We start from the raw sequence: 26,517 nt of genomic DNA, 5'->3' as shown, positions 1-26,517 counted from the left end.
CGGTCACCGGGCGCCCCACCGCGGCGGTCAGCTCGCGGCACACCAGTGCGGCCGCGGCGCCGGCGTCCAGGTCGGGCAGGCACAGGACGACGCGGCCGTCGCGCTGACCGGCCAGGCCCGCGCGGGTGGCGGCCAGGTGTGCGGCGGCGGCCAGCGCCCGGCCGCGGGAGCGCTCCTCGACCCGGACGACCACCACCGACAGCGGCCGGTCGAGGTCGGCGCCGAGCCGGCGGGCCCGCTCGCGCAGCCCGTCGGGGTCGCGCAGCGGCGCGGTGAGCAGCTCGTCGAGCAACTCACCGCGCACCCGGCCCTCCGCCTCGCCGGCGGTGCGCCGGATGAGCAGCAGCAGCGCGGTCACCAGGGCCGCGCGCTCGAGGATCCGCTGGTCGGAGTCGGAGAGCTCCTCGGCGCGCTGCAGCACCAGGCCGCCGAGCAGGTCGCTGTCCACGGTGACCGCGGCGGTCCACCAGTCGCCGTCGCGCACGGTGCGGCCGGTCGAGCGGGCCATCGCCAGCGCCCCGGCCGGGTCGGGCGGCAGCGCCGTCGCGCCGTCCCCCCCGCCGGTCGGGCGCCCTTCCTCGTCGAGCACGGTGATCCGGCCGCCCAGCGCATCGGTCACCGCCGCGGCGACGTCGTCGACGCCCCCGCCGCGCAGGACGACGTCGATGAACCGGTCGTGCGCGCCCGCGGCCCGCTCCACCGACTCGGTGTGCGCGCGCAGCTCCCGCGTGGCCGCCGAGAGCTCCTCCAGCGCGGTGCGCGTCTCCTCCAGCAGCCGGGCGTTGTCGATGGCGATCGCCGCGTGCGCGGCCAGCGAGCCGAGCAGCGCCACCTCGGAGCGGTCGAAGGTCCGCACGGTGCGGTCGGCGGCGTAGAGGACGCCGATGACCTGCGGCCCGCGGATCAGCGGGACGCCGAGGATGGCGACCAGACCCTCCTCGCGGACCCCGCCGTTGATGTCGTCGGTGTGCCGGAACCGGGGGTCGGTGAAGTAGCTCGCCGTCGCGTAGGGCGCCGCGGTCTGCGCGACCAGGCCGCCGAGGCCCGCGCCCATGGGCAGCCGCAGCGCCTGGAACCGGGCCGAGACCGAGCCGTCGGTGACCCGCATGTAGGTGTCGCCGTGGGCGTCGTCGTTGAGCGTCAGGTAGGAGACGTCGCTGCCCAGCAGCTGCCGGGCCCGGCGGACGATCGCGGTGAGCACCGAGTCGACGCCACGCAGCGTGGCGAGGTCGCTGGCGGTGTCGAACAGCGCCGACAGCTCGGACTCGCGGCGCCGGCGGGCCTCGAACGCTGCGCGCACCTGCAGGGCCAGGAGCCGGACGTCCTCCAGCTCGGCCAGCGTGCCGCCGTCGGCCCCCGCGGCCCGGGCGCGCACCAGCGGCCCCTCGTACTCGATGGCCGCGGCGTCGTCGAGGACCAGCCGGAGGTACTCCGCAACCGCGGAGGTCACCCGCGGCGCGCGGCCGTTGCCGTCGGCGGGCAGGGCTGCAGGGCGGGCCACGACCGGCATCCTGCCCGGTGCCGGCCCCCTGTAGGGCCCCGCCGCCAGCTTCGGTCGGCCCTCCTGCAGGGGCCCGCCGCGAGCCTCGGTCGGCCCTCCGGCAGGGGCCCGCCGCGAGCCTGCGAGTGGTGGAGGGCAGGGAGGTCCTCCGAGGGGTGCACGAGGGTCCTCCGAGGGGGGCAGGGGGTCCTCCATCAGTGCGCGGTCCACCCGCCGTCCATCACCAGCGAGGTCCCCGTGACCGAGGTGGCCGCCGGCGAGCACAGCCAAGCGACGGCGTCGGCGACCTCGGCCGGCTCGATCAGGCGCTTGAGCGCCGCCGGCGCGAGCATCACCTGCTCGACGACCTCCTCCTCGGAGATCCCGTGGGTGCGTGCCTGGTCGGCGATCTGACCCTCGACCAGCGGGGTGCGCACGTAGGCCGGGTTGACGCAGTTGGAGGTGACCCCGTGCGGGGCGCCCTCGAGCGCGACCACCTTGGACAGGCCCTCGAGCCCGTGCTTGGCGGTGACGTAGGCGACCTTGTAGGCCGACGCCCGCAGCCCGTGCACCGAGCTGATGTTGACCACCCGGCCCCAGCCGCGGCCGTACATGTGAGGGAGCGCGCGGCGGACCAGGCGGAACGGCGCCTCGACCATCAGCCGCTGGATCGTCGAGAACACCTCGACGGGGAACTCGTGCACCGGCGACACGTGCTGGAAGCCGGCGTTGTTGACCAGCACGTCGACGTCGACGTCGAGCCGGTCGACGGCGGCGAGGTCGGAGAGGTCGGCGGTGACGGGCGTGCCCCCGACGGTCCTGGCCACCTCCTCGGCCGCGGCGGCGTCCCGGTCGACGACCACCACCTCGGCGCCGGCCTCGGCCAGCCGGGCGGCGACCGCCCGCCCGATGCCGGACCCGCCACCGGTCACCAACGCCCGCCGCCCCTGGAGGTCCTTCGCGCTCATGGCGGGGACGGTAGGCGTCATCGGCGACCGCCGTCACGGCGCCGAGGCACACACCTGACGCCGCCGGGGTGGCGTGCCACCACATGGCCCGGCCGGGACGCGTGCGCTCGACCGGCGGGCAGGCCACGTCCGAGGACATGGGCTACGCACACATGAGCCGGGTCGCAGGACTGGGCTGGAACACATGGGCGCGGCTCCGGACCGTCCCCAACGTCGGACGGCGACCGGACTCCCTCCGTCCCCAGGAGACCCGCATGACCGCACCCTCCCAGGTGCCCCAGCGAGGGCGCTTCGGCCGCGTCGTCGGCGCGAGCATCATCGGCACCACCGTCGAGTGGTACGACTTCTTCCTCCACGGCTCGGCCGCCGCGCTCGTCTTCGGCCCGTTGTTCTTCCCCGAGCAGGACGACTTCGTGGGCGTGCTCGCCGCCTTCGCCACCTACGCGATCGGCTTCGCCGCCCGATCGGAGGTCTGGTCTTCGGCCACTTCGGCGACCGGATCGGTCGCAAGAAGCTGCTGGTGATCTCGCTGCTCATGATGGGGGGCGCCACGTTCGCCATCGGCCTGCTGCCCACGTACGACACCGTCGGCGTCCTGGCGCCGGTGCTGCTCATCGTCCTGCGGCTGGTGCAGGGCTTCGCTCTCGGTGGGGAGTGGGGTGGTGCGGTGCTCATCGTCCCCGAGCACGGGAAGCCCGAGCACCGCGGCTTCTGGGCCTCCTGGCCGCAGGCCGGCGCCCCCGCGGGTCAACTGCTCTCCACCGGCGTCCTCGCCGTGCTGGCCGCCTTCCAGCCCGACGAGGCGTTCGCCAGCTGGGGCTGGCGGATCCCGTTCCTGCTCTCGGCCGTGCTCATCCTGGTCGGCCTCAGGGTGCGGCTGGCGGTCAGCGAGTCGCCCGTCTTCCTCGAGGCCCAGCGTGCTGCTGCGGCCCGGGCTGCCGAGACGGGGGAGGTCGAGAAGGCGCCCATCATCACCGTGCTCACCCGCTACAAGCGCGAGGTCCTGGTGGCCATGGGCGCCCGCATCGCGGAGAACGTCTCGTACTACGTCATCACCGCGTTCAGCCTGACCTACCTCACGCGGGTGCTCGGCCTGGAGAACTCGTTCGCACTCAACGCCGTGCTGATCGCCGCCGCCGTCCACCTGGTGACGATCCCGCTGTGGGGCGCGCTGTCCGACCGCATCGGCCGCCGGCCGGTCTACCTGTTCGGCGCCCTGGGTGTCGGCGTGTGGGGGTTCGCCTTCTTCGCCCTGCTGGACAGCGGGAGCTTCGTGCTCGTGGTCGTGGCGATCACCGTGGGGCTGCTCTTCCACGGCGCCATGTACGGCCCGCAGGCGGCGTTCCTCTCCGAGCTGTTCGGGACCAAGGCGCGTTACTCCGGCGTGTCGGTCGGTTACCAGCTGGCCTCGGTGGTCGCCGGTGCCCCGGCGCCGCTGATCGCGGTCGCCCTGCTCGGCAGCTTCACCGACCCCCACCCGATGCGCGTGTCGCTGTACCTCGCGGTCCGTGCGGTCATCACGTTGGTCGCGGTCTCCTCCTACGGCGAGACCCGTACCCGTGACCTCGCCGAGGACAAAGGCGATCGTGACGAAGGGGAGCCGGTCGGCCGCCGTCTGAGGAAGGACCCCTCCTGCTGCGAGGACCCGGAGGCCACCAGCCCGGACACGCGCAGCAGGACCGGCGGGCTCACCACGGGCCCCCCATGACGCAGGTCATGGGGGGCCCGTGCACGTGCGGCCCCAGGTCGTGAGAGACGGCACCTGTGCCGGGCCGGGACCGGCGGGAGCGTGGGACGTGCCCGGACGACAGCGGCCGACCCCCGGCCGGCGGGCACCCCGAGGAGGTCCCGCAGTGCACACGACCGCCGCACCCCCCGCGCCGTCTCCGGTGCCCGTCCGGCCGCAGGCGCCCGCCGTCGAGGTCACCGACCTGCGCCGCCGGTACGGCTCGTTCGAGGCCGTCCGCGGCATCTCCTTCGAGGTCCGGCCCGGCGAGGTGTTCGCGCTGCTGGGCGTCAACGGCGCCGGCAAGACCTCCGCCCTCGAGGTGGTCGAGGGCCTGGCCCCCGCGTCCGGCGGCACGGTGCGCGTCCTCGGCCACGACCCGCGCACCGAGCGCGCCGCCGTCCGCCGTCACCTCGGTGTGCTGCTGCAGTCCAGCGGCCTGCCCGGGGACCTCACCGTCGCCGAGACCGTGCGGACCTGGGCGCGCACCCTCACCGCGCCCCGCCCGGTCGAGGAGGCCCTGACGCAGGTGGACCTGACCGGCCGCGCCGGCGTCCGGGTGCGCAGTCTCTCCGGCGGTGAGCGCCGCCGGCTGGACCTGGCGCTGGCGCTGGTCGGCCGCCCGCGGGTGCTCGTCCTCGACGAGCCCACCACCGGCCTGGACCCGGAGAGCCGGCGCACCGTCTGGGAGCTGGTCGGCGGCCTGGTGGACGACGGCGCCGCGGTCGTGCTCACCACGCACCACCTCGAGGAGGCCGAGCAGCTGGCCGGCCGGATCGCGATCATGCGGGCCGGGGAGGTGGTGGTCGCCGGGACCCGCGAGGAGATCGCCGAGACCCAGCCGGCCACCGTCCGCTTCGTCCTCGACCCCGGTGCCCCGCAGCCGCCGGTGCCGGCGGGCGTCGAGGTGGTCAGCCCCGGCCCGCGGGTCGAGTGGCACACCCGCGCCCTGCAGCCGGTGCTGGCCGAGCTGCTGGCCTGGGCCGCCCGCTCCGGGGTGCTGCTGCGGGGCCTGCAGGCCCGCGCCGCCTCACTCGAGCAGGCCTTCCTCGCCGTCGCCGACGGCGCCGACCCCCTCCTGACCCCACTCCCCGAGAGGAGCCCCCGATGACCACCGCCACCGCTGCCGTCGTCCCGGCACCCGCTGCCGGACCCTCCCGCCTCCGCCGCGTCGGCGCGCTCGCCACCGCCGAGACCCTCCTGCTGCTGCGCAACCGGACCGCCGTGGTGAACTCGGTCCTCTCGCCGCTGCTGCTCGTGGCGTTCGTCCCGGTCCTCAGCCCCGGCGACGCGCCGCTGGGCCAGACCCTGCTGGTCTCCGCGGCTGCCTTCACGCTGGTGTTCCTCACCTACTACAACCTGGTCACCACCTACGTCGCCCGGCGCGAGGCCCTGGTCCTGCAGCGGATGCGCACCGGCGAGCTCGGTGACGGCGAGGTGCTGGCCGCCACCGCCGTCCCCACGCTGCTGATCACGGCCGTCCAGCTCGTCCTGGTGGCGGTCGGGGTCGTCGTCCTCGGGGAGTGGCGCGCTCCGGTCGACCCGGTCCTGCCGGTGCTGGCGGTGCTGCTCGGCGCGGTGCTCATGGTCGTGCTGGCCACCCTGAGCAGCGTCTACACCCGGACGCCGGAGTCCGCGCAGGTGACCACGCTGCCGGTCGTCCTCGGGGCGACGGCGCTGTCGGGCCTGTTCTTCCCGCTCACCCTGCTGCCCGAGGCGCTGGCCGCCGTCGCCCGGCTGCTGCCCCTCACCCCGGTCGTGGAGCTGGTGCAGCTGGGCCTGACCGGCCGGACGTGGGACGGCGAGACCGTGGCCGGCGCCGAGCTGTGGTGGGCCGCGCTCGCCCCGCTCGCCGTCGCGGCGGCCTGGGTCGTCCTCGCCGGGGTGGCCAGCCGGCGGTGGTTCCGCTGGGCCCCGAAGCGCTGAGACTGGAGGCGCCGGCACGGTCTGCGGACGACGGTCGGTACGGCAGCATGGGCGCCGTGCCGACCGTCGCGCGCTGGTGGAGCAGCCGCACCGACCCGCAGCGCATCGACCTCTACACCCGCTCCTCGTACTACACGACGCTGGTGTTCCTGCCGGCGCTCCTGCTGTTCGCGGTGGTGCCCGACTGGGCCCCGACCTCGCCGTGGGCGGCGCTGCCGCTGGCCGCCGGCGCACTGGTCACGACGGCGGCCTGCCTCCTCCTCACCCGGCGGGGCTTCCAGGGCCGCGACCACGACCGCGGCACCCGTCCCGACCGGCCGTCGCTGGCCGTCGCGGTCGTCGCCGGGCTGGTCACCGTCGTCGCCGCCCTGATGGTGACGGCGGAGGGCCCGGCGCCGTCGGCACCCTGGGTGGTCGCCCTGCTGGGTGCGGCGATCCTCCTGGCGCTGTCGGTGACGGTGCCCACCCGGCCGCTGATGGCAGGGGCGGCCGCCGCCGGTGTCCTCGCCGGCGCCGTCGCGCTGGTCGACGGCAGCCCCCCGGTCGCAGCCGTGGTGGTGGCGGTCTCCATCGGGGTCGCCCTCGCCGCCTTCGTGGCGGCGTTCCGCTTCAGCGTCTGGATCCTCGACGTCGTCCTGGAGATGGAGCGCACCCGCGGCGTGCAGGCCCAGCTCGCCGTCGCCGAGGAGCGGCTGCGCTTCGCCCGCGACCTGCACGACGTCATGGGGCGCAACCTGTCGGTGATCGCGGTGAAGAGCCAGCTGGCCGCCGAGCTGGTGCGCCGGGGGAGGGACGGCGCGGTCGAGGAACTGGTCGACATCAGCCGGGTCGCCGAGGAGTCGCTGCGGGAGGTGCGCGACGTCGTCCGCGGCTACCGGGGCAGCGACCTGCCCGGTGAGCTGGCCGGCGCGCGCTCGGTGCTGCGCGCCGCCGGCGTGGAGGTCACCGTGCGGGGCGAGGACGCGGCCGTGACCCTGCCCGGGCCGGTGCAGACGGCGCTGGGCTGGGTGGTGCGGGAGTCGGTGACCAACGTGCTGCGGCACAGCCGGGCGACCTCGTGCGCCGTGGAGCTGTCCGCGACCGCCGGCACGGCGGAGCTGCGGGTGGTCAACGACGGCGTCGCCCCGGCGGCGGAGGACTGGGGAAACGGCCTCACCGGCCTGGCCGAGCGCCTGGCCGCCACCGGCGGGCAGCTGGCGGCGGGCCCGGACGGTGACCGCTTCGTCCTGACCGCCACCGTCCCGGTCGGGGTGCGCGTGTGATCCGGGTGCTGCTCGCCGACGACGAGAACCTCATCCGGTCCGCGCTGGCCGCGCTGCTCGCGCTGGAGGACGACCTCGAGGTGGTGGCCCAGGCCGCCTCGGGCGGCGAGGCGCTGGCGATGGCGCGGGCGCACGCCCCCGACGTCGCCGTCCTGGACCTGCAGATGCCCGACCGGGACGGCATCTCCGTCGCCGGTGAGCTGGCCACCGTGCTGCCCGGCTGCGCGGTCGTCATCGTCACCGGGCACGGCCGGGCCGGGCACCTCAAGCGCGCGCTGACGGCCGGTGTGCGCGGGTTCCTGCCCAAGACGGTCAGCGCGCCGGTGCTGACCGACGTCGTCCGCACCGTCGCCCGCGGCGGGCGCTACGTCGACCCCGAGCTGGCCGCCGAGGCGATCAGCGCCGGCGACAGCCCGCTCACGCCGCGGGAGGCCGACGTCCTGGAGCTGGCGGCCGGCGGCGCGCCGGTGGAGGAGATCGCCGCCCGCGCCCACCTGTCGCCGGGCACGGTGCGCAACCACCTGTCCTCGGCCGCCGGCAAGCTCGGCGCGGCCAACCGGCACGCCGCCGTCGAGGTCGCCCGCCGCCACGGGTGGATCTGAAAGGACCCTCCTGCCCCCACCCCTCGCACGCTCGGGGCGGGACCCTGCAGGAGGGCCGCCGTCCTCCCGCCGGAGGATGCGGTCCGTCAGCCGGCCTCGTTGCCCCCGCGGATGGGGAGGTCGTCGCGCTGGGCCTCGTCGTCGGTGGTCAGCGTGACCGTGTCCTTCTCGCCGCCGTCGCCGCGGTCGTGGCCCGGCGTGCCGTCGACGAGATCGCCGTTCGGGTCGGAGGTGGCGGGGGAGTCGTTGTAGCCGCTGCTCTCGGGCTCGGTCATGCCAGGTCCTCTCAGGTGCTGTCGGGGGTCGCGCGCTCGGCGATCGCGGCGTCGGTGTCGGCCTTGGCCGGAAGGTCGTCACCCGAGGCGGCATCCCACTCGATCGCCTCGTCGGCGGTGAGGGGGACCTCGTCGAAACCCGTGCCGGTGCTGCTGTTGTCGCCGCTGCCCGACGCGGTGGGGACGTCCTGCTGGATCCGGTCGCTGCCCTGGGGGTCGCTCACGGGAGCCTCCTGTCCGACGGCGCTGTCCCCGGGGCCATGCCCTCCGTCGGGCCCCCGAAACGGCCGACGGCCGCCGTCCCGGAGTGGGACGGCGGCCGCCGTGCAGAGCTGTCGGCCCTCGATCAGAAGGCGGCCTCGGGGACCTCCATGAGGGCGTTGTCGGTGGCCTCGACGATCGCCCGCTCACCGGCCAGGCGGGGCAGCACCTGGGTGGTGAAGAAGCGGGTGGCGGCGAGCTTGCCCTCGTAGAAGGCGCGGTCCCGCTCGCCGACCTCGCCGGCCAGGGCGCCGAGCGCGACCTCGGACTGCCGGACCAGCAGCCACGCGGTCACCAGGTCACCGACGGCCAGCAGCAGCCGGGAGGTGTTCTGCCCGACCTTGTAGAGGCTGGTCGTGTCCTCCTGCGCGGCGGTCAGGTGCCCGAACATCGCGGTGAGCATCGCCTGGACCTCGCCGAGGGCGGTGGCCAGGTGCGCCCGCTCCTCCTTGAGCCGGCCGTTGCCGGCCTCGGCGTCGATCGTCGCCTGGATGTGCGTGGCCAGCCAGGTCAGCGCGACGCCGCCGTCCCTGACGACCTTGCGGAAGAAGAAGTCCTGGCCCTGGATCGCCGTCGTCCCCTCGTAGAGGGTGTCGATCGTGGAGTCCCGGATGTACTGCTCGATCGGGTAGTCCTGCAGGTAGCCCGAGCCGCCGAGGGTCTGCAGCGACTCGGCGGCGAGCAGCTGGGTGGCCCGCTCCGAGCCGAAGCCCTTGACCACCGGCAGCAGCAGGTCGTTGACCCGCGCGGCCAGGCGGGCCTCCTCGCTGTCGGCGGTGCCGGCGGCCTCGGCCTCGGTCACCCGGTCGCGGAACGTCGCGGCGTAGAGGTAGAGCGCCCGCATGCCCTCGGCGTAGGCCTTCTGCAGCATCAGCGAGCGGCGGACGTCGGGGTGGTGGGTGATGGTCACCCGCGGCGCGTCCTTCGACGTCGCGGTGAGGTCGGCGCCCTGCACCCGCTCCTTGGCGTAGGCGAGCGCCTGCAGGTAGCCGGCCGACAGCGTCGCGATCGCCTTGGTGCCGACGAACATCCGCGCGTGCTCGATCACCTTGAACATCTGCGCGATGCCGTCGTGCACCTCGCCGACCAGCCAGCCCTTCGCGGGCACCGGCCCGTCGCCGAAGGTGAGCTCGCAGGTCGTGGAGACCTTGAGGCCCATCTTCGCCTCGACGTTGGTGACGTGGACGCCGTTGCGCTCGCCGAGGGCACCGGTCTCGAGGTCGACGTGGAACTTCGGGACGACGAACAGCGACAGCCCCTTCGTGCCGGCCCGCGCACCCTCCGGGCGGGCCAGCACGAGGTGGACGATGTTGTCGCTCAGGTCGTGCTCGGCCGAGGTGATGAAGCGCTTGACCCCGGTGACGTGCCAGGAGCCGTCCTCCTGCCGCACGGCCCTGGTGCGGCCGGCGCCGACGTCGGACCCGGCGTCGGGCTCGGTGAGCACCATGGTCGCGCCCCACTTGCGCTCCAGCATGAGCGCGGCCAGGCGCTTCTGGTCGGGGGTGCCCAGCTCGTCGAGGATCGCGGCGAACGCGGCCCACGAGCCGTACATGAAGACCGCGGGGTTGGCCCCGAGGACCATCTCGAAGGCCGCCCAGGTCAGCGCGTGCGGAGCACCGAAGCCGCCGAGGCGCTCGGGCAGGTCGAGGCGGAACCACTCGCCGTCCTCGATGGCCCGCACCGACTCCTTGAAGCTCTCGGGGAGCGTCACCGAGTGCGTGGCCGGGTCGAACACCGGCGGGTTGCGGTCGGCGTCGGTGAAGGACGCGGCGATCGCCCCCTCGGCCAGCCGCCGGACCTCGGCGAGCACGCCGCGGGCCGTCTCGGCGTCCATCTGCTCGAACGGGCCGGTGCCGAACCGGTCCTTGGTGTCGAGGAACTCGAACAGGTTGAACTCGAGGTCCCGCAGGTTCGCGGTGTAGTGGCTCATGCGGTCTGGCTCCCGTGCTCCGTGCCGGTGGGCGGCGAGGTCGTACTCGCCGGTAACAAACCGTATTACCGGCGAGTAACCAGGAGCAATCACCGGCACCCCGCTCGGGGGGTGTGCAGCGGTCCCTCCCCCGGAAGGGGCGGTGGGTCTCGACCGCCGTCCCTTCCGTGCCGATGACCTGCCCGTGACCCGACGCGCCACCGCCCTCGCCACCGCTGCTGCCCTCTCGACCGTGCTGGCGGCCTGCGGCACCACCGACCCCGGCACCGCCGGGACCTCCGCCGCGCCCTCCGGCCCGGCTGTGCAGGACGGTGCCGCCCTCGTCATCGGCTCGGTCAGCGACGACCCCGAGGAGGAGGCGGAGGTCTTCCAGCCCTTCATCGACCACGTCGCCGGGCAGCTGGCCGACGCCGGCATCGGCCGCGGCGAGGTCGTGGTGGCCGAGTCGGCCGAGGAGATGGCCGACCTGCTGCGCTCCGGCGAGGTGGACCTCTACGTCGACAACATGTACGGCGTGACCGGCGTCGTCCTCGGCGGCGCCGGCACCCCCGTGCTGCGGCGGTGCAAGGACGGCGTGCCGACCTACCACAGCATCGTCGTCGCGCGACGGGACAGCGGGATCACCGCTCCCGAGCAGCTGCTCGGGCACACGATCGCCTTCGAGGAGGAGACCTCCACCGACGGCTACTTCCTGCCCTCGAGCACCCTGCGCGGGCTGGGCCTGCCGCTCACCCCGGTGGCCGAGCCGGCGTCCCCCGTCGCGCCCGGCCAGGTCGGGTACGTCTACTCCGGTGACGACGAGAACACCGTCTTCCTCGTCCTCGACGGCCGGGTGGCGGCCGGCGCCCTGAGCGAGGAGGACCTCGCCGAGAACGCCGGCTCGCGCGCCGACGAACTGGTCACGGTGGCCCGGTCCATCGAGGTCCCTCGGCACGGCGTCGTCGCCCGGGCCGGGATGGACCCCGAGCTGCTGCAGGCGGTGACCGGTGTGCTCGCCGCCCTGGACGAGACCGCCGAGGGGCGTGAGGTGCTCGAGGAGTTCGACAGCACCGCCCAGTTCGACGCGCTCACCCCGGAGGCACTCGCGCCGGTCCTGCAGTTGCGCGAGGCGCTGGACGATGCGCGCCCCTGACCCCGGAGCGGCCCGGTGGTCCCGGGCCGCCCTCGGGCGACTGGGTCTGCGCACCCGCTTCGCCCTCACCGTCGCCGCCGTCGTCGTCCCGTTCGGGGTCGCGACGACCCAGCTGGCGATCGAGCAGCAGGTCGCGGCGCTGCGGGCCCACGCCGAGGAGAACGCCCTCGGGGTGCTGAGCCTGCTGGACTCCGGCGTCACCAACCTGGTGGTGGCGGGGGACGTCTCCGGCCTGCACGACGTGCTCGGGGACGTGCGCCGGCACGAGGGTGTCGCCGACGCCTACGTCCTCGACGGCGACGGCGTCCTGCTCGCCGACGGCACCCGGGACGAGGAGCGGCGGTTCTCCGCCGTGCCGCTGCACGACGAGGTCGCCGCGGCCCTGGAGGACTCCGGCGGACACCCCGTGGTCCTGGAGAACTCCGACCACCTCGACACCGCCCTGCCCCTGATGCTGGGCGACGACCGCATCGGCACCGTCGTGGTCGACTACAGCCTCGCCGAGGTGCAGGCCGAGGCGGCGGCCGCCCGCCGCACCGGCGTCCTCGTGGGCCTGCTGTTCACGGTGCTGGCCGTGCTCGCCGTCAGCCTGATGGCCGGCCGCATCACCCGGGCCCTGGTCCGGCTCACCGAGGCGGCCCGGGTGGCCGCCGAGGACCACCTGCCGCGGGTGCTGGCCGCGGTCCGTCAGGGCCACGTGGTGACCGCCGACCTGCTGCCCGAGCCGGTCGAGGTGGGGGACGGCCGGGAGGCGCGCGGGCTCGCCGACGCCCTCAACACCTACCGCCTGGTCGTCACCGGGATGGCCGGCGACCTGGCCCGCCTCCTGCGCGAGACCGACGCCCGCTTCGCCAGCGCCTTCGACGGCTCACCGGTCGGCATGGCGATCCTCGACCCCGCCGACCACCGCCCGGTCGCGGTCAACGACGCGCTGTGCCGGTTGCTCGGCCGGACGCGGGAGGACCTGTCGGCCGCGCCGCTGACCGACCTGGTGCACGCCGAGGACCGGCCCGCCCACGACGCCCGGATGGCCGGGCTGCTGGAGGGCGGCAGCCCGGGGGTGCCGGTGGAGATCCGGTACGTCCGGGGCGACGGCGAGGTGCTGTGGACGATGGCCAGCATCGCCCTGCACCGCGACGAGGACGGCACCGTCCAGGCGGTGTTCGTGCAGCTGGTCGACGCCTCGGCCCGCAAGCGCGCGGAGGGCGACCTCCTGCGACTGGCCTACCACGACCCCCTCACCGGGCTGCCCAACCGCACCTACCTGCTGGAGACCCTCGACCGCGCGCTCGGGCGCGCCCGTCGCACCGGCACCCCCATGGCCGCCCTGCTGTTGGACGTCGACCACTTCAAGGTGGTCAACGACAGCCTCGGGCACGACGCCGGCGACGTCCTGCTGCGCGAGGTCGCCACCCGGCTGCGCACCGCGGTCCGCGAGGGCGACACCGTCTCCCGCTTCGGTGGTGACGAGTTCGTGGTGGTCGCCGAGCCGGAGTGCGACGACGAGGGCGCCCTGGCGCTGGCCCGGCGCATCGAGGAGGCGCTCGCCGCGCCGGTCGTCATCGACGGCCGTGCGGTGCACGTCTCGGCGAGCATCGGCGTCGCCGTGTCCCGCGGTGAGCGGGACTCCCGCGGCCTGCTGCGCGACGCCGACACGGCGGCGTACTGGGCCAAGGCCCGGGGCCGGGCTCGCTCCGAGCTCTTCGACGAGGAGCTCCGCCGCCGCGCCGACGCCCGGCTGGAGACCGAGCAGGACCTCCGCCAGGCCCTGGACCGCGACGAGCTGTCGCCCTACTACCAGCCGGTCGTCTCGACGGCGACCGGCGAGGTGCTCGGCTTCGAGGCGCTGGTGCGCTGGGAGCACCCGACGCGCGGCCTGCTCTCCCCGGCGGCCTTCCTGGAGGTCGCGCTGGAGACCGGGCTCGTGGTGGCGCTGGGCCGGCGCATGCTCGAGCGGGCCTGCCGGGACCTCGCCGCGTGGGACGCCGCCCGTGACCCGGCCGGGCTCGCGGGCGGCGCGTCCCTGCCGTGGGTGTCGGTGAACATCGACGCCCAGCAGCTCCACCTCGACGGTTTCGCCGACGACGTCGCCCGGATCCTGGCCGAGACGGGCACCTCACCGGACCGGATCCGGCTCGAGCTGACCGAGAACGCGTTCCTCGACCTGACCTCGGTCGAGGCGACCCGGCGGTTGCGGGCCCTCGGGGTCCGGCTCGCCGTGGACGACTTCGGCACCGGCTACTCCTCCCTGCAGTACCTGCGCCGGCTGCCGGTCGACGTGCTCAAGATCGACCGTTCGTTCCTCGAGGACCTCTCGGTGGACCCGCAGGCGGCAGCCGTCGTCGAGGCCATCGTCCAGCTGTCCCACACGATGCGGCTGACGGTCGTGGCGGAGGGCGTCGAGACCGCCGAGCAACTGGCCCACCTGGGGGAGATGGGGTGCGACGCCTCGCAGGGGTACCTCATCGCCCGTCCGATGCCCGCCACGGCGGTCCCCGTCTTCCTCGGCCGGGCTCCGGCCCGTCCCGGCCCGGTGCTCGCGCCGATCGCCGGCTGAGCGGGCGGACCGGGTCAGCGGGAGCGGCGTCGCGCCCTGGACACCAGGCCGGCCAGCGCGGCGACCAGCGCCCCGAGCACGGCGGCGATGACCAGGGCCAGGACCAGGGGGGCCTGGACGTCGGTGAACACCAGGCTGATCTGCACCGTCTGCCCGTTGAAGACGACGAACAGCACGAGGATGACGGTGACGAACAGCAGCAGGCCCAGCGCCAGGCCACGGCCGATCGTGCGGCCTGCGGCCCCGGCGCGCGAGGTCGTGCCCCGCGAGGTGGTGCCCGGGGAGCTCGTGCCCGAGGAGGACCTGTCCGGGTACGGCGAGCCCGCGGAGGGCGTCGTACGCGCGGCGGTCGGGTCGGTGCCGGGAGCGGAGTACCGGGGGTCGGGAGGGGATCCGGGAGCGGTCACGCTCACGGACTGTCCGCGAGGGGCGCTGGTCAAACGGGCCGTTCGGCCCGGGAGGCGCTCAGTCGCGGTGCGCGGCGGGCTCGGTCTCGGCCGGCGGCCAGGAGGGGCCGGCGGCACCGCTGGCCGGCCCGTCGTCCGCCGCGCCCTGCGACTCGGGGTCCACCGGCTCGGAGACGCTGCTGCCGAGCGGGCCGACGCTGCGCGGCTCCTCCGGCTCGGGCATCTTCTGCTCGCGGGTGCTCACCCTGCCGAGTCTGCGGCCCGGAGGGCGACCCGGCGACCGGGGACGGTCAGTCCGACAGCGACGGGCCGGGCTCGTGGGCGGGGTGCCCGACGCTGCGCTCCCGCTGCTTCATGCGGGCCTCGTAGACGTGCCGGTCGCCGTCGGACAGCTCGTTCCTCGCCCGCTCGTCGAAGGCGCGGAAGACCGACCAGTAGGAGGCGTCGTAGTCCTCGACGATCTGGAAGGTCCAGCGGTCGGCGATGACGTTGCGGCCGACGAGGTCGCGCTCGAGGTCGTCGGCCAGCTGGGTGTGCCCCGCCTCGCGGAAGAGCTCGACGGCGTCCTGCAGGAGCAGGTCGGCCTTGCCCGAGTGCTGGTGGAACCCGTAGAGCTGGCCTCGGGCCTGCTCGATCGTCTCGAGGGCCTCGGAGAGCCTGCCCAGCCCCTCGACGGTCGTGTCGTCGAGGTCGGGGCGGCTGCGGTCGACGGTCACCGGCCCATCCTGCGGGCTGGTGCGCTGCCCTGCCCGCCGAGTGGTGCGGCGGCGGATCAGGCGGAGGGGACGGCGAGGGCGGAGTCGGCGACGGCCAGGTCGACCAGCCGCTCGGCCAGCTCACGGCCGTGCGCGGCCGGGCCGTCGGGCCCCAGCAGGCCGCCGGAGAGGTACATGCCGTCGACGATCAGGTGCACCTGGGCGGCGAGGTCCTCGCCGGCGCCGGGGGCGACCTGCTCGGCCAGCCGCTCGAGGCGGGCGTGCAGCTCGAACTTGTAGTCCGCCGCGGCGCTGCGCGCCGGGTGCTGGGGGTCGTCGTACTCGCTGCTGACGTTGGTGAACGGGCAGCCGCGGAAGCCGGTGCGGGTCACGTCGCGCTCCACGGCGTCGACGACCGACAGCAGTGCGGCGCGCGGATCGCCCTGGAGGCGGACCAGCTCGGCGTCGATGCCGGCCAGGACGGTGGCCGCCTTGCGGGCCAGGTAGGCGCCGACCAGGTCGTCCTTGCTCTTGAACAGCCGGTAGACCGTCATCTTGCCCAGGCCCGTCTCGCGGACCAGCTCGTCCATGCCCACGCTGCGCGAGCTGCGGCCGGCGAACAGCCGCTCGGCGGTGTCGAGGACGATGGCCTCCCGCTCCGCGCGGCTGCGGCGGACCGGAGCCGAGGGGTCGGCGTCGACGAGGGGGAGGGCGGCAGCGGTCACCCGGTGATCGTGCCGCGTCGCGTGACGGAGCAGTTCGCGGCACGCCGGGCGACGAGGGGCGAACGCGCAGGTCGGGACGCCGGAGAGCGGTGCGACCGGTGTGACGACGGCGCGCCGGCGGGGACCGGCGCGGCCGCCGCCTCAGGCGCGGCGGGTGCGGCGGGGGTTGGCGAGCAGGCGCGCGACGGGCCCGGCGGGCGGCTGCGCGTGGGGTGCCTCGGACTGCTCGCCATGGGTGTCGTGCGTCGGCCGGTCCTCGCGGTGGGTGTCCTCCATGGAGCCCAGCCTGCCCGGCCGGTCGCGTTCCGGGACAGGCCCGTGAGCTGGGACGACCCGTCCGGGGACGAGATCTGCCTCACCTCCCGCGCGACCCGGCTCCCGGCCCGCCGGCGCGGGGTGGGGCGGACGGGTCCGTCCGGGGTCAGCTGCTGGGGCTGTCCGCGGGGCCGTCGCCGAGGGGCTGGCCCTCCGCGGGCTCCTCGGGGTGCGGGGTGCGGCCGGCGTCGGGCTCCTCGCCCGCGGGGTCGCCCTCCGCCCGCTCGGGGCTGCGCGGCGGCCGTTCGGACTCGGTCACGGCGTCCTCCTCGGGTACGGGGTCGGTGCGGTCACCAGGGCCTTGCCCCACGCCCGCGCCGCCGAACCCCGGCGGTCAGCCGACCGGGACGGCGTCCGGGACCCGCGGCAGCAGCTCCCGGACGGCGGCGGCGTCGGGCAGGGCGCCGCGCGCACCCGGCCCGGTGGTCGACAGCGCCGCGGCCGCGACGGCCTCCCGCACCGCGCCGGCGAGGTCGCAGCCCCGCGCGAGCGCGCCGCCGAGCGCCCCGGTGAAGCAGTCGCCGGCGCCGGTGGTGTCCACCGCCTCCACCGGCGGCGGGCCCTGGAGCAGCACCGGCCCGTCCCCGGGCACGACCAGCGCGCCGCGTGCGCCCAGCGTCACCACGGTGGCGGCCGCGCCGAGGCCGCGGGCCAGCCCCGCCAGCTGAGCGGGGGAGCGGGGGCCGTGGTCGGCGCCGGCCAGCTGCACCAGCTCGTGCTCGTTGGGCACCAGCACGGCCACGCGCCGCAGCAGCTCCGGCGGCAGCGGCTGGGGTGGCGCCGGGGTGAGGACGACGGTGCCCGACGCCGCGTCGGCCGCCGCCCGCACCGTGGCCAACGGGACCTCGAGCTGCAGCAGGACCACGGCCGCCCGCCGGACCGCGGCGACGTCCACGTCGGCCGGCGCCAGCGCCGCGTTGGCCCCCGGGACGACGACGATCAGGTTCTCCCCGCTGCCGTCCTCGACGGGGATCGTGGCCGAGCCGGTCGGCCGGTCCGGGGTCCGCAGCACCAGCGTGGTGTCCACGCCCGCCCCGGCCAGGGCCGCGACCTGCCGCTCGCCGGCCGGGTCGTCGCCCACCCGGCCCACCATGACGACGTCCACCGCGCCGTCCGCCCTGCCGTCCACCCCGCCGGCCAGCCCGCCGGCCAGCCGGCCCGCCGCCGCGGCCTGGTTGGCACCCTTCCCCCCGGGGGCGAGCACCGCCTCGCGGCCGACGACGGTCTCCCCGCGGCCGGGCAGCCGCCCGACGGCGACGAGGACGTCCTCGTTCAGGCTGCCGACGACGGTGACGGACACGGGCGACCTCCGGTCTGCGGGGACGGGCGGGGTCATCCTGCGGGGTCGTCGGCCCCCGGCGCCTCGTCGGGGTGGACGCCCGCGCCGGTGCGCCGGGCCCACACCGGCAGCCCGTACCAGAGGCCGACCGCGACCAGCAGCACCGCAGCGGCGCCGGCCAGGCCGGGACCGCGGCCCAGCACGACGTCGAGCACGAGCAGCACGCCACTGCTGATGGCCAGCACCAGCAGCGCCAGGCCGACCACGAGCATCCGGTCGGCCACCACGATGAGCACCGCCTTCTGCCGCCGCCGGAACACCAGCCGGTGGAAGGAGACCGGCGCGATGAGGACCACCGTGGCCAGCGCCGTGGCCAGCAGCGTGACGGTGTAGACGGTGCGCGCGAAGGCGTCCAGCTCGGCGAACCGGGACGTGAAGGCCAGCCCGAGCAGGAAGGCGAACAGGACCTGCACGCCGGTGATCGCCACCCGCAGCTCCTGCAGCAGCTCGGCGAGGTTGCGGTCGAGCACCTGGTCGAGCGTCTCGCCACGGGCCCGGGCGCTCCGGACGGCGTCCGCGGGGTCGAACCGCGCACGCGCCCGCGTCCCGGCGTCCGACCCGCTCGCGGTCACGGTCCCCGGGTACCCGGCGACGCCGATCCCCGACACCCGTTTCCCGAGGTCGGTGCCGCGGTACCGCCGGAGGACCGAGCCGAGCCGAGGAGGAGCCGTGGCCGACGAGGACAGGGACACCGTCCGCAGGGAGTTCGACGAGGCGGTCAACATGAGCGCCTCGGAGCTCGAGGAGTGGCTGGGCACCGACGAGTCGCAGTCGGTCGGGCAGAAGAGCGGCGGTTCCGGGGAGTCGACCGGGCACGAGTCCGGACGGCGGATCGTCGAGATCCTGCACACGAGGAAGAGCGACCTCACCGACGACGACTACGCGCACATGCGCAAGGTCCACGGCTACGTCCAGCGGCACACGGCGCAGGAGCCGAAGAAGGAGGACGTCGAGCACTCCCGGTGGCGCTACTCCCTCATGAACTGGGGCCACGACCCGCTGAAGAAGTAGCGGCACCGGCGTGCGCATCGGCGACCCCCGGCGCAACGACCCCGCCCAGTACGACGCGCTGGCCGACCAGTGGTGGGAGGCCTCGGGCGGGTTCGCGATGCTGCACTGGCTGGCCGCCTCGCGCGCCGAGCACATCCCGCCCGCGGCCGGGCCGGACGCCCTGCTGGTCGACCTCGCCTGCGGCGGGGGTCTCATGGCGCCGCACGCCGCCCGGCTGGGCTACCGGCACGTCGGCGTCGACCTGAACGCCGCGGGGCTGGCCGTGGCAGCCCGGCACGGGGTGCGCGCCGTCCGAGGGTCGGTGCTGGCCGTGCCGCTGCGCGACGGGTGCGCCGACGTCGTCGTGGCCGGCGAGGTCCTCGAGCACGTCGCCGACGACGTGGCGGTGCTGGCCGAGGCCGCCCGGTTGCTGCGGCCGGGCGGGACGCTGGTCGTCGACGCGATCGCCGCCACCCGGCTGGCGTCCCTGATCGCCGTCCGGATCGCCGAGCGGCTGCCGGGCGGGCCGCCGCCGGGCATCCACGACCCGGCCCTGTTCGTCGACCGGCGCCGGCTGCTCGCCGCGGCCGACCGGCTCGGCCTGGACCTGCGGCTGGTCGGGTTGCGCCCCTCCGTGCGCGACGTGCTGGCCTGGCGGCGCGGGCGCCGCGACGTCGTCCGGATGCGCGAGGTGCCCACGACGGCGGTGCTGTTCGCCGGTTACGGGCACAAGCGCGACACGCCGTCCCGGGCCGGTGACGCGGAGGTGCCGCAGCGGCGGGCCGCCGCGCCCGCAGATACGGTCGGGACATGACCTCGCTGCTGACCAGCACGTCGCCCCCGGGGCCGCGCTGGTGAGCGCCGCGGTGCTGACCGGCGCCGGCGCGGCCCTGCCGGCGATCCTCGACCAGGACGCCGCGTGGGAGGGCTTCTTCGCCCGGCACTACGAGGGTGTGCGCGCCGCCCGCCGGATCTGGGACGGCGCCGGCGTGCGGACGCGGCACGCGGTGGCCAACCCCGTCGACGAGGACCTCAGCCGGTGGGGCACCGGCGCCCGCATGGCCCGCTACGTCCAGGAGGCCCTGCCCCTGGGCAAGCAGGCCGTCGCCGGTGCGCTGGACGCCGCCGGCCTGGCGCCGGGTGACGTCGGCCTGTTCGCCGTGGCCACCTGCACGGGGTACGCGACGCCGGGCCTCGACATCCGGCTGGCCAGCGACCTCGGCATGCCGCCGGGCCTGCAGCGGCTGCTGGTCGGGCACATGGGCTGCTACGCGGCGCTCCCGGGGCTCGCCGCCGTCGGCGACTTCGTCACCGCCCGGTCCCGCCCCGCGGTGCTGCTGTGCTGCGAGCTGACCAGCCTGCACGTGCAGCCGGCGCAGCGGGAGCTGGACCAGGTGGTCGCGCACGCGCTGTTCTCCGACGCCGCGGCCGCCGTCGTCGTCGAGCCCGGCGCCGGTCGCGGACGGCGGCTGGCCGGGGTGGTCGCCCGCACCGACCCCTCCACCGCGGACCACATGACCTGGGACGTCACCGACCTGGGCTTCCGCATGGGCCTGTCGCCGCGGGTGCCCGAGGTCCTGTCGCGGCACGTCGGCGACGTCGTGGCCGAGCTGCTCGCCGGCGCGGGCCTGCAGGTGGGGGACGTCGCCGGCTGGGCGGTGCACCCCGGCGGGCCGCGCATCCTCGACGTCGTCCGCGACGAGCTCGGCCTGGCCGAGGCGCAGATGGGCACCTCGCGCCGGGTGCTCGCCGAGCACGGCAACTGCTCGTCGGCCACCGTCCTGCTCGTGCTCCAGGAGCTCGCCGACGTCGACGGCCCGGTCGTGGCCATGGCCTTCGGTCCGGGCCTGACGCTCTACGCCGCCCTCCTGCTGCCCGCCTGACCGCCCCCTCGCGCCCTCCCTGGCGCTACCCTCCGTGATGATCGTCACTCTGCGGCAGGGAGGCTGGTCGTGGCCCCGTCCGGATCGTCCGTCCGCGTGTTCCTCGTCGACGACCACGAGGTGGTCCGCCGCGGCGTGGCCGAGGTGCTCGAGGACGATCCTGGGCTGGTCGTGGTGGGGGAGGCCGGGACGGTCGCCGAGGCGCTGGCCCGCGTCCCGGCGGTCCGGCCCGACGTCGCCGTGGTGGACATGCGCCTCCCCGACGGCGACGGCGCCGACGTCGTCCGGCAGTTGCGCGCCCGGCTGCCCGGCACGCGCTTCCTCGTGCTCTCCAGCTACGCCGACGACGAGGCGATCGCCGCCGCGCTCGCCGCGGGGGCGGCCGGCTACCTGGTCAAGCAGGTGCGCGGCGCGGACCTGGTCTCGGCGGTGCGGACGGTGGCGGCCGGCGGCACGCTGACCACCGGGCTCGGCCGCCGTCCGCGGCCCGACGGCGACGTCGAGCGGCGGCTGGCGGCCCTGACCGAGCAGGAGCGCACGGTCCTGGCGCTGATCGGCGAGGGACTGACCAACCGGCAGATCGGCGACCGGATGGGCCTGGCCGAGAAGACGGTCAAGAACTACACCAGCCACCTGCTGGCCAAGCTGGGTCTCGAGCGGCGCACCCAGGCCGCGATCCTCGCCACCGAGCTGCGCGAGCGGCGGCCGGGCGGCTGACACTGCCCGGCGTGCGCCTCAGCCGCGCGGTCGCGGCACCGTCCAGGTGACCTCGGTGCCCGCGGGCCCGCCGACCGTGCTCATCCGCCCCCCGTGCCACGCGGCCCGCTCGGCGAGGTTGGCCAGCCCGCTGCGCACGGTGACCGCCGGCAGCCCCCGGCCGTCGTCGGCGACCACCAGGCACACCCCGGCACCGGGGTCCTCCCCGACGTCCACCGTGACCGCCACGCGGGTCGCCCCGGCGTGCCGGACGACGTTGCTGACCAGCTCCCGGACCACCGCGAGCAGGTCGGCGGTCAGGGTCGGCGGCAGTCCGTCGAGGTCGCCGCGCAGCCGCAGGTCGGGCCGGACGCCGGAGCCCTCGGTCCCCAGCCGCACCACGTCGGCCAGCCGGCGGCCGAGGCCGGCCGGGGCGCTCTCGCCGTCGCGCAGGCCGAAGATCGACGAGCGGATCTGGGCGATGGTGGCGTCGAGCTCGTCGACGCTGCGCTCCACCCGCTGGGCGGTGTAGGGGTCGACGTCCTCCAGCGCACGGCCGACCCGGTCGAGCGCCAGTGCGGTGGCGTAGAGGCGCTGGACGACGTGGTCGTGCAGGTCGCGGGCGATCCGGTCCCGGTCGGCCTGCACCTGCAGACGACGCTCGCGCCGCTGGCTGCGGGCCAGCTCGAGGGCCACCGCGGCCTGCGCGGCGAAGGCCGACAGGGCGTCGAGGTCCTCGGTGTCGAACGGCTCCCGGTCGCGAGCGCGCAGGCAGACGATCGTGCCCAGCGAGGGACCGAGCGGCACGATGACCGCCGACCGGTAGTCGCGGATCAGCTCGACGGCGACCGCGGCGTGCCGGTCGAGCACCGGGTTGTCGTTGATGTCCTCGACCAGCTCCCCGACGCCGGAGCGGTGCACCCGGCCGACGTGCGTGTGCTCCAGCGGCACCCGGACGCCCTCGAGGTCCTGCGCGGCGGGCCCGGCCGCGGCGACGATGGTCAGCGCCCCGGCGTCGCCCTCCTGCGCGACGAGCACCCCGGCGCGGTCGGCGTCGCTGAGCGCGGCCACCCGGGTGACCATCGTGGCGAGCACGGCGTCGGGCTCGGCTCCCGACAGCAGCGCGGTGGACACCTCGGTCGCGGCCTGGACCCACGCCCGACGGCGTTCGGCGGACTCGGCCAGCCGCGCGTTCTCGATGGCCAGCCCGGCCGCGCCGGCCAGGGCGAGGACGGCCTCCTCGTCGGCGTCGGTGAACGGCCCTCCGGTGCGCTTCCCGGTGAGGTACAGGTGGCCGAAGACGGCGTCGCGCACGCACACGGGCACGCCGAGGAGGGAGTGCATCGGCGGGTGTCCCAGGGGGAAGCCGACCGACCCGGCGTGGGTGCCGAGGTCGTCGAGCCGCAGGGGCGCCGGGTGGTCGACCATCAGGCCGAGGACGCCCGCGCCCTCGGGCAGCTGGCCGATGCGGGCGGGGTCGGACTCGTCCAGGCCGACGATGACGAAGCGGTCGAGCTGCCGGCCGTCCGGCGTCAGGACACCGAGTGCGCCGTAGGTGGCGTCGACGGCGCCCACCGCGGCCTCGACGATGCCGTGCAGCGTCGCCTCGAGGCGCCCGCCCGCCGCGGCTGCCCGCACCGCCGCGGCGAGCGCGGGCTCGCCGGCTGTCGGTGCGCCCTCCGGGCCGGGCGGGGTCACGGCCCGTCCGGAGGGGTCTGGCGCCGGTCGGTCGACCGGGTCCTCACGCGCCGCGGGCCAGGCGGCGCCCTGCGCGCGGCACCACGGGCCGGAGCAGCGTGCGGCCGGTGCCACCGACGAGGACCAGGTCCCCACCGCGGCCGGCCGCCTCCAGCGCGTCGAACACCGACTGCTCGACGGTGGCCGTGCGGACCCGCCCGGTCACGCCGGTCTCGGCGATCGCCCGGACGACCTGGGCCTCCACCTGCGCCCGTACCGCGGCCCGCGTGCGCTCGCCGGCCGATCGGGGAGCGGGCACCAGGCCATCGGGCGCGTCGGCGACCACGCCGGTGGCGAGCACGGTGCCGTCCCGGCGGGCGGCCTCGCGCAGTGCCCACACCAGCGCGCCGTAGGTGGCCGGGGAGCCGTCCACGTGCACGACGAGCCGGGGCCGGGGGCGGCGCGGGAGCAGCGGCGCCAGCCGGAGCGGTTCCACGGGCGTGTCGGCCATGCGGGGATCGTGGCGTGCACCTCTCCGGTCGGACAGGGACCAAGGGCCCTCAATCCGGAACTGGATCGGCTGCTGAGGTCTCCGGGATCGCGGTCACCACCGCGGTCCCGTCCTCCGGGGAGACGTCGACCCGTGCGGAGAGCCCGGCCCGCTCCACGACGCCGACCAGCACGGGCGCCTGGTCCTCGCCGACCTCCACCAGCAGGCTGCCCCCCGGCGCCAGCCAGGCAGGCGCGCCGGCGGCCACCCGCCGGTGCACCCCGAGCCCGTCCGGTCCGCCGTCGAGCGCCGTGCGCGGTTCGTGCAGCCGGGCCTCGGGCGGCAGCAGGGTCAGCGCGCCGGTGGGCACGTAGGGCGCGTTGACGACGAGGACGTCGACCCGGCCGCGCAGCCGCCCGGGCAGTGCGTCGTAGAGGTCGCCGCCGTGCACCGAGCCGCCGACGGGGCCGAGGTTGCGCCGCGCGTAGGGCAGGGCCGCCGGGTCGACGTCGGCGGCGTGCAGCTCGGCCAGCTCGACGGCGGTGGCCAGCGCCAGCCCGACCGCGCCACAGCCGCAGCACAGGTCGACGGCGACCGGCCGCCGCCCGGTGCGTCCACGGACGCCGTCGGCGGCCTGCACCGCGCGGGCGACCAGGGCCGCGGTCCGCTGCCGCGGCACGAAGACACCCGGGCCGACGGCGACCCGCAGCCCGCAGAACTCGACGGCACCGAGGAGGTGCTCCAGCGGCGTGCCCGCGGCCCGGCGGGCGGTCAGGCCGTCGAGCTCGGCGGGGGAGGCCGCGGCGTCGGCGAGCAGCCGGGCCTCGTCCTCGGCGAAGACGCACCCGGCCGCGCGCAGCCGGGCGACGAGGTCCGCGGTAGCCGCGGCGGAGAGGAGCACGGACCGAGGTTGGCAGGCCGCGATCCGCACCGCTGCGGCCGGCTGCCGGGGGCCGCTGGTGAGTGGCCATGCAGGGATGTGCATACTGATTCCGTGTCCAAGGTGCTGAGCAGCCTGCCCGTCGGCGAGCGCGTGGGGATCGCCTTCTCCGGCGGCCTCGACACCTCCGTGGCGGTCGCCTGGATGCGCGACAAGGGCGCCGTCCCGTGCACGTACACCGCCGACATCGGCCAGTACGACGAGCCCGACATCGCCTCGGTGCCCGGCCGGGCCGCCAGCTACGGCGCGGAGATCGCCCGGCTGGTCGACTGCCGCGCGGCGCTGGTCGAGGAGGGCCTGGCCGCCCTGACCTGCGGGGCGTTCCACATCCGCTCCGGCGGCCGCAGCTACTTCAACACCACCCCGCTCGGCCGGGCGGTGACCGGCACGCTGCTGGTGCGGGCGATGCTCGAGGACGACGTCCAGATCTGGGGCGACGGGTCGACGTTCAAGGGCAACGACATCGAGCGGTTCTACCGGTACGGCCTGCTGGCCAACCCGTCGCTGCGGATCTACAAGCCGTGGCTGGACGCCGCGTTCGTCGACGAGCTCGGCGGCCGCAAGGAGATGTCGGAGTGGCTGACCGCGCACGGTCTCCCTTACCGGGACAGCGCGGAGAAGGCCTACTCGACCGACGCCAACATCTGGGGCGCCACCCACGAGGCCAAGCGCCTCGAGCACCTCGACACGGGCATCGAGATCGTCGAGCCGATCATGGGCGTGCGGTTCTGGGACCCCGCCGTCGAGATCGAGACCGAGGACGTGACCATCGGCTTCGCCAACGGCCGGCCGGTGTCGATCGACGGGAAGGAGTTCGACTCCGCCGTCGACCTGGTGCTGGCGGCCAACGCCATCGGCGGCCGGCACGGCCTGGGCATGTCCGACCAGATCGAGAACCGGGTGATCGAGGCCAAGAGCCGCGGCATCTACGAGGCGCCGGGCATGGCGCTGCTGCACGCGGCCTACGAGCGGCTGGTCAACGCCATCCACAACGAGGACACCCTCGAGAGCTACCACCTGCAGGGCCGGCGGCTCGGCCGGCTCATGTACGAGGGGCGCTGGCTCGACCCCCAGGCGCTCATGCTGCGGGAGTCGCTGCAGCGGTGGGTCGGCATGGCGGTGACCGGGGAGGTCACGCTGCGGCTGCGCCGCGGCGAGGACTGGTCGGTCCTCGACACGACGGGCCCGGCGTTCAGCTACCACCCGGACAAGCTGTCGATGGAGCGGACGGAGGAACCCGCCTTCGGGCCGGGTGACCGCATCGGCCAGCTGACCATGCGCAACCTCGACATCGCCGACTCGCGCGCCAAGCTGGAGCAGTACGCCCGGCTGGGCATGGTCGGCACCGAGCAGCCGGCCCTGGTCGGCGCCGCGCAGGCCGCGGCGACCGGGCTGATCGGGGACATGGCGGAGGGCGGTGCCGAGGCGATCGCCTCGCTCGGCGCGCGGGGCGGCGACGAGGAGCCGCTCGACCGCGCGGCGATGGAGTCCGGAAACGACTGACCGACGTCCTGCGGCGCTACACCTCGACGTCCGTGCGGCGCACGAGGTCGCCGGCGGAGGTGTGGACGTGCCGGACGACGCCGTCCGCGAGGACGGCACCTGAGCGGTTCCGCACCACCTGGTGGGCGGCGACCTCCACCGTGCCGTCGGCGCGCTGCCCCACGGCCGTCGGCTCGACGGGGGGTCGATCTCGGCCCACTGGCGCTGCCAGTAGTCACGGACCTCGTGTCCGACGACGCGGCCGCCCTCCCATCCGTTGGGCCGGTCGACGTCGGTGGTCAGGGCGGCCAGGACCGCGTCGACGTCGCGTGCGTTGAAGGCCTGGTACAGCGAGCGCAGCAGGTCCTCGCGGTGCGATGGGGCCACGAGGGTCCACCTCGGGCGTGTGAGGCGGTGGGGGACTGCGCGGCGGTCGGGCGCTCCCGGCTGCCGGCGGCAGACGTCGGGCCGGACGGCTCGGCGCAGTCGAGACCCGCAGCCGTCCTCGGCGCGGAGGAGCACGGCCGGACCCGCAGCAGCGGCAGGCGCCGGCCGACGCCCGGTCCGGTCAGAAGGGTGGTGGGTCGTCGTCCGGCGGTGGAGGTGGGTCGGCGGCCGGTGGTGGCGGGTCGGGTGCCGCCGGGGGGTGGTGGTCGCAGGCCGGGGGGTCGGGTGGTGCGGGTGACACCGCAGGGTGTGGTCACGTGCAGGACCCCGGCGGGGTCCATCGGGAAGCGCCAGCCGCGGGCGAAGGTCTTC

30 protein-coding genes are annotated in these 26,517 nt (G+C 75.7%); 13 read left to right on the top strand and 17 right to left on the bottom strand.

Annotated features, from left to right (window positions below; translation table 11 throughout):
• Both ABQ292_RS19110 and ABQ292_RS19105 read right to left on the bottom strand, forming a co-directional pair.
• Positions 1–1,510 (bottom strand): GAF domain-containing protein (locus ABQ292_RS19110; protein WP_369209301.1); only part of this gene is annotated, 1,510 nt, incomplete at its 3' end.
• 185 nt (positions 1,511–1,695) lie between these two features.
• A complete protein-coding gene (locus ABQ292_RS19105) occupies positions 1,696–2,448 on the bottom strand; it encodes a 3-hydroxybutyrate dehydrogenase (RefSeq protein ID WP_369209300.1) in 753 nt (250 codons plus the stop codon).
• Positions 2,449–2,702: 254 nt separating this feature from the next.
• On the opposite strand from ABQ292_RS19105, the gene ABQ292_RS19100 reads away from it, so the two are divergent.
• The 6 genes from ABQ292_RS19100 (at position 2,703) to ABQ292_RS19075 (ending at position 7,964) form a co-directional block, all read left to right on the top strand.
• Positions 2,703–2,972, top strand: a complete 270-nt coding sequence (locus tag ABQ292_RS19100) for a hypothetical protein (RefSeq protein ID WP_369209299.1) — start codon at positions 2,703–2,705, stop codon at positions 2,970–2,972.
• Positions 2,969–4,156, top strand: coding sequence for an MFS transporter (locus ABQ292_RS19095; protein ID WP_369209298.1), 1,188 nt, complete (start codon positions 2,969–2,971; stop codon positions 4,154–4,156). Before ABQ292_RS19100 ends, ABQ292_RS19095 begins: the two co-directional genes overlap by 4 nt.
• A gap of 145 nt (positions 4,157–4,301) precedes the next feature.
• Positions 4,302–5,285 (top strand): ABC transporter ATP-binding protein, encoded by a 984-nt coding sequence (locus ABQ292_RS19090; protein WP_369209297.1) that lies wholly within the window; start codon positions 4,302–4,304, stop codon positions 5,283–5,285.
• Positions 5,282–6,100: an ABC transporter permease gene (locus tag ABQ292_RS19085; protein WP_369209296.1), complete on the top strand. Its 819-nt coding sequence runs from the start codon at positions 5,282–5,284 to the stop codon at positions 6,098–6,100. Before ABQ292_RS19090 ends, ABQ292_RS19085 begins: the two co-directional genes overlap by 4 nt.
• A gap of 56 nt (positions 6,101–6,156) precedes the next feature.
• Positions 6,157–7,362 (top strand): sensor histidine kinase, encoded by a 1,206-nt coding sequence (locus ABQ292_RS19080; protein WP_369209295.1) that lies wholly within the window; start codon positions 6,157–6,159, stop codon positions 7,360–7,362.
• Positions 7,359–7,964, top strand: coding sequence for a response regulator (locus ABQ292_RS19075; RefSeq protein WP_369209294.1), 606 nt, complete (start codon positions 7,359–7,361; stop codon positions 7,962–7,964). Before ABQ292_RS19080 ends, ABQ292_RS19075 begins: the two co-directional genes overlap by 4 nt.
• 86 nt (positions 7,965–8,050) lie before the next feature.
• On the opposite strand, the gene ABQ292_RS19070 is transcribed toward ABQ292_RS19075, so the two are convergent.
• The 3 genes from ABQ292_RS19070 to ABQ292_RS19060 form a co-directional block, all read right to left on the bottom strand.
• A complete protein-coding gene (locus tag ABQ292_RS19070) occupies positions 8,051–8,239 on the bottom strand; it encodes a hypothetical protein (protein WP_369209293.1) in 189 nt (62 codons plus the stop codon).
• Between the two features lie 11 nt (positions 8,240–8,250).
• Positions 8,251–8,463 carry a hypothetical protein gene (locus ABQ292_RS19065; RefSeq protein WP_369209292.1) on the bottom strand — a complete coding sequence of 71 codons (213 nt, stop codon included), beginning with the start codon at positions 8,461–8,463 and terminating at the stop codon, positions 8,251–8,253.
• Positions 8,464–8,585: 122 nt separating this feature from the next.
• Entirely contained in the window at positions 8,586–10,430 is a 1,845-nt protein-coding gene (locus tag ABQ292_RS19060; protein WP_369209291.1) for an acyl-CoA dehydrogenase, read from the bottom strand.
• Positions 10,431–10,614: 184 nt separating this feature from the next.
• On the opposite strand from ABQ292_RS19060, the gene ABQ292_RS19055 reads away from it, so the two are divergent.
• Both ABQ292_RS19055 and ABQ292_RS19050 read left to right on the top strand, forming a co-directional pair.
• A complete protein-coding gene (locus ABQ292_RS19055) occupies positions 10,615–11,562 on the top strand; it encodes a phosphate/phosphite/phosphonate ABC transporter substrate-binding protein (protein ID WP_369209290.1) in 948 nt (315 codons plus the stop codon).
• Positions 11,549–14,119: a putative bifunctional diguanylate cyclase/phosphodiesterase gene (locus ABQ292_RS19050; protein WP_369209289.1), complete on the top strand. Its 2,571-nt coding sequence runs from the start codon at positions 11,549–11,551 to the stop codon at positions 14,117–14,119. The genes ABQ292_RS19055 and ABQ292_RS19050 overlap by 14 nt, the downstream gene beginning before the upstream one ends.
• Positions 14,120–14,133: 14 nt before the next feature.
• On the opposite strand, the gene ABQ292_RS19045 is transcribed toward ABQ292_RS19050, so the two are convergent.
• The 8 genes from ABQ292_RS19045 to ABQ292_RS19010 all read right to left on the bottom strand — a co-directional run bounded on the left by ABQ292_RS19045 (position 14,134) and on the right by ABQ292_RS19010 (position 18,172).
• Complete coding sequence (locus tag ABQ292_RS19045; protein ID WP_369209288.1) at positions 14,134–14,526, bottom strand: lipopolysaccharide assembly protein LapA domain-containing protein; 393 nt, start codon at positions 14,524–14,526, stop codon at positions 14,134–14,136.
• A gap of 58 nt (positions 14,527–14,584) precedes the next feature.
• The gene (locus ABQ292_RS19040; protein ID WP_369209287.1) at positions 14,585–14,770 is read right to left on the bottom strand and encodes a hypothetical protein; all 186 of its coding nucleotides are present in this window, start codon (positions 14,768–14,770) and stop codon (positions 14,585–14,587) included.
• 46 nt (positions 14,771–14,816) lie between these two features.
• A complete protein-coding gene (locus ABQ292_RS19035) occupies positions 14,817–15,242 on the bottom strand; it encodes a hypothetical protein (protein ID WP_369209286.1) in 426 nt (141 codons plus the stop codon).
• A 56-nt stretch (positions 15,243–15,298) separates the two neighbouring features.
• Positions 15,299–15,946 (bottom strand): TetR/AcrR family transcriptional regulator, encoded by a 648-nt coding sequence (locus tag ABQ292_RS19030; protein WP_369209285.1) that lies wholly within the window; start codon positions 15,944–15,946, stop codon positions 15,299–15,301.
• Between the two features lie 141 nt (positions 15,947–16,087).
• A complete protein-coding gene (locus ABQ292_RS19025) occupies positions 16,088–16,222 on the bottom strand; it encodes a hypothetical protein (protein ID WP_369209284.1) in 135 nt (44 codons plus the stop codon).
• 145 nt (positions 16,223–16,367) lie between these two features.
• Positions 16,368–16,520, bottom strand: a complete 153-nt coding sequence (locus tag ABQ292_RS19020) for a hypothetical protein (RefSeq protein WP_369209283.1) — start codon at positions 16,518–16,520, stop codon at positions 16,368–16,370.
• A 75-nt stretch (positions 16,521–16,595) separates the two neighbouring features.
• On the bottom strand, positions 16,596–17,561 hold the full coding sequence (locus ABQ292_RS19015; protein ID WP_369209282.1) for a PfkB family carbohydrate kinase: 966 nt from the start codon (positions 17,559–17,561) through the stop codon (positions 16,596–16,598).
• A gap of 32 nt (positions 17,562–17,593) precedes the next feature.
• Complete coding sequence (locus tag ABQ292_RS19010; RefSeq protein ID WP_369209281.1) at positions 17,594–18,172, bottom strand: DUF6328 family protein; 579 nt, start codon at positions 18,170–18,172, stop codon at positions 17,594–17,596.
• Positions 18,173–18,269: 97 nt separating this feature from the next.
• Here ABQ292_RS19010 and ABQ292_RS19005 point away from each other — a divergent pair, with 97 nt between their 5' ends.
• From ABQ292_RS19005 to ABQ292_RS18990, 4 genes are all read left to right on the top strand, one after another.
• Complete coding sequence (locus ABQ292_RS19005; RefSeq protein ID WP_369209280.1) at positions 18,270–18,611, top strand: DUF3140 domain-containing protein; 342 nt, start codon at positions 18,270–18,272, stop codon at positions 18,609–18,611.
• Between the two features lie 10 nt (positions 18,612–18,621).
• Positions 18,622–19,404, top strand: coding sequence for a class I SAM-dependent methyltransferase (locus tag ABQ292_RS19000; protein WP_369209279.1), 783 nt, complete (start codon positions 18,622–18,624; stop codon positions 19,402–19,404).
• A 40-nt stretch (positions 19,405–19,444) separates the two neighbouring features.
• Positions 19,445–20,473 carry a type III polyketide synthase gene (locus ABQ292_RS18995; protein WP_369209278.1) on the top strand — a complete coding sequence of 343 codons (1,029 nt, stop codon included), beginning with the start codon at positions 19,445–19,447 and terminating at the stop codon, positions 20,471–20,473.
• Between the two features lie 69 nt (positions 20,474–20,542).
• Positions 20,543–21,190, top strand: a complete 648-nt coding sequence (locus tag ABQ292_RS18990) for a response regulator transcription factor (RefSeq protein ID WP_369209277.1) — start codon at positions 20,543–20,545, stop codon at positions 21,188–21,190.
• Between the two features lie 18 nt (positions 21,191–21,208).
• Here ABQ292_RS18990 and ABQ292_RS18985 read toward each other — a convergent pair whose 3' ends face one another.
• Genes ABQ292_RS18985 through ABQ292_RS18975 form a run of 3 tightly spaced genes read right to left on the bottom strand, consistent with a single transcriptional unit; the run spans position 21,209 to position 24,237 of the window.
• Entirely contained in the window at positions 21,209–22,867 is a 1,659-nt protein-coding gene (locus ABQ292_RS18985; protein WP_369209276.1) for a GAF domain-containing sensor histidine kinase, read from the bottom strand.
• Between the two features lie 43 nt (positions 22,868–22,910).
• On the bottom strand, positions 22,911–23,357 hold the full coding sequence (locus ABQ292_RS18980; protein WP_369209275.1) for a universal stress protein: 447 nt from the start codon (positions 23,355–23,357) through the stop codon (positions 22,911–22,913).
• A 49-nt stretch (positions 23,358–23,406) separates the two neighbouring features.
• The gene (locus tag ABQ292_RS18975; protein ID WP_369209274.1) at positions 23,407–24,237 is read right to left on the bottom strand and encodes a putative protein N(5)-glutamine methyltransferase; all 831 of its coding nucleotides are present in this window, start codon (positions 24,235–24,237) and stop codon (positions 23,407–23,409) included.
• 93 nt (positions 24,238–24,330) lie between these two features.
• Here ABQ292_RS18975 and argG point away from each other — a divergent pair, with 93 nt between their 5' ends.
• Complete coding sequence (gene argG / locus ABQ292_RS18970) at positions 24,331–25,779, top strand: argininosuccinate synthase (protein WP_369209273.1); 1,449 nt, start codon at positions 24,331–24,333, stop codon at positions 25,777–25,779.
• 16 nt (positions 25,780–25,795) lie between these two features.
• On the opposite strand, the gene ABQ292_RS18965 is transcribed toward argG, so the two are convergent.
• Complete coding sequence (locus tag ABQ292_RS18965; RefSeq protein ID WP_369209272.1) at positions 25,796–25,942, bottom strand: hypothetical protein; 147 nt, start codon at positions 25,940–25,942, stop codon at positions 25,796–25,798.
• Positions 25,943–26,517: the final 575 nt, after the last annotated feature.

The sequence above is a fragment of the Geodermatophilus maliterrae genome (genome assembly GCF_041018925.1).
GTDB classification, from domain to species: domain Bacteria; phylum Actinomycetota; class Actinomycetes; order Mycobacteriales; family Geodermatophilaceae; genus Geodermatophilus; species Geodermatophilus maliterrae.
Note: the sequence above shows the minus strand (reverse complement) of the source record. Positions and strands in the feature narration are given on the sequence as shown.

Excerpts from the sequence above, each read along its gene's own strand:
- ABQ292_RS19105 (WP_369209300.1), bottom strand. The coding sequence starts at position 2,448 with ATGAGCGCGAAGGACCTCCAGGGGCGGCGGGCGTTGGTGACCGGTGGC.
- ABQ292_RS19100 (WP_369209299.1), top strand. The coding sequence starts at position 2,703 with ATGACCGCACCCTCCCAGGTGCCCCAGCGAGGGCGCTTCGGCCGCGTC.
- ABQ292_RS19085 (WP_369209296.1), top strand. The coding sequence starts at position 5,282 with ATGACCACCGCCACCGCTGCCGTCGTCCCGGCACCCGCTGCCGGACCC.
- ABQ292_RS19070 (WP_369209293.1), bottom strand. The coding sequence starts at position 8,239 with ATGACCGAGCCCGAGAGCAGCGGCTACAACGACTCCCCCGCCACCTCC.
- ABQ292_RS19060 (WP_369209291.1), bottom strand. The coding sequence starts at position 10,430 with ATGAGCCACTACACCGCGAACCTGCGGGACCTCGAGTTCAACCTGTTC.
- ABQ292_RS19050 (WP_369209289.1), top strand. The coding sequence starts at position 11,549 with ATGCGCGCCCCTGACCCCGGAGCGGCCCGGTGGTCCCGGGCCGCCCTC.
- ABQ292_RS19025 (WP_369209284.1), bottom strand. The coding sequence starts at position 16,222 with ATGGAGGACACCCACCGCGAGGACCGGCCGACGCACGACACCCATGGC.
- ABQ292_RS18980 (WP_369209275.1), bottom strand. The coding sequence starts at position 23,357 with ATGGCCGACACGCCCGTGGAACCGCTCCGGCTGGCGCCGCTGCTCCCG.